General features: G+C 65.8%; 2 protein-coding genes. Both read left to right on the top strand.

The features are described from left to right. A partial coding sequence (locus tag DYI24_RS26470; protein WP_164574428.1) for a response regulator transcription factor occupies positions 1-287 on the top strand: 287 nt, incomplete at its 5' end. A 133-nt stretch (positions 288-420) separates the two neighbouring features. After that, the coding region (locus DYI24_RS26475) for a CaiB/BaiF CoA transferase family protein (protein ID WP_164574430.1) at positions 421-1475 on the top strand (1055 nt) is incomplete at its 3' end.

Below are 1475 nucleotides of genomic sequence, written 5' to 3' on the forward strand. Positions count from 1 at the left end.
GCATCTATCTCGATCCGGCGATTGCCGGCCGTGCGATCGGGCGTACCACGCCGCATCTGCACAATGGCGACGAGCACAACGCGGTGTCGGAACTGTCGACCCGCGAGATCGAGGTGCTGCGGCTCGCCGCGATCGGCCACAGCAACAAGACCATCGCCGCCAAGCTGCAGATCGGCGCCAAGAGCGTCGAGACCTACAAGGCGCGCGGCATGGCCAAGCTCGGCTTCCACAACCGCGTCGAGGTGGTGCGGTTCGCGCTCAGCATGGGCTGGCTTTCGGACCCATAACGTCCGTCCTATTTCGCCCCGTTGATCCTGTTCGATCGACCCGCTAGCCTGCTGTTCATTGAGCAAGCAACTTCCCGCGGGCGCTGGCGCTGCACGCGTCGCGCCTAGAACGGGAAGGATCAGGGGAGACCGAATGACCGTCGAAACGCGGACGCAGAAACCGCTGGCCACCTCCGCCAACGCCAAGGCCCTCGAGGGGCTCCGCGTGCTCGATTTTTCCACCACCATCGCCGGTCCGCACTGCACCCGGATGCTGTCCGATATGGGCGCCGAGGTGATCAAGATCGAAGCCGCCGACGGCGACACCATGCGGAACCGGCCGCCGGTGCGCGAGGCCTGCAGCACCGCATTCGGCCAGCTCAACGTCGGCAAGAAGAGCATCGTGCTCGACCTGAAATCGCCCGACGGTCTCGAAGCGGTGCAGCGGCTGGTCGCCGGCGCCGACATCCTGGTCGAGAACTTCCGCCCCGGCGTGATGCAGCGGCTGCAGATGGACTACGCGTCGCTGCGCGGCTTCAATCCCGAGCTGATCTACTGCTCGATCTCCGGCTACGGCCAGACCGGGCCATCCGCGGAACTGCCCGCCTACGCGCCGGCGATCCATGCCGCATCCGGCTTCGACCTCGCGCATCTCGCCTATCAGCCCGGCCGCGACCGCCCGGATTATTGCGGCATCTATCTCGCCGACGTCGTCAGCGGGATCTACGCCTATGGGGCGATTACCTCGGCGCTGTATCAGCGCGTGCGCACCGGCGAGGGCCAACACATCGACGTGTCGATGCTGGAGGCGATGCTGACGCTGACACTGAACGAGATGCAGTGGTCGCAGTTTCCGGTGACGCTGCCGGCGCGGCCGCAATTCGGCCCGGTCGAAACCTCCGACGGCTATGTGATGATCGCCGTCGCCAGCGAGAAATCGTTCCGCAGCTTCATGCTGGCGGCCGAGCGCCCCGACCTGATCACCGATCCACGGTTCGAGAAGTACGCCGACCGCCGCCTCAACTGGGGCGAACTGATGGACACGGTCGAGACGAGCTGGTCGAGCAAGCTGACGTCGAAGCAATGCCTCGCCGCGCTCGACAAGTTCGGCGTGCCCTGCTCGGCCTATCGCACCGTCGCCGAGGCGATGGCCGATCCGCAAACTGAACACCGCAAGGCGCTCGCCGAAGTTTACGACGATGCCGGCAG

This window comes from Rhodopseudomonas sp. BR0C11 (assembly GCF_010820945.1).
GTDB classification, from domain to species: Bacteria; Pseudomonadota; Alphaproteobacteria; order Rhizobiales; family Xanthobacteraceae; genus Rhodopseudomonas; species Rhodopseudomonas palustris_H.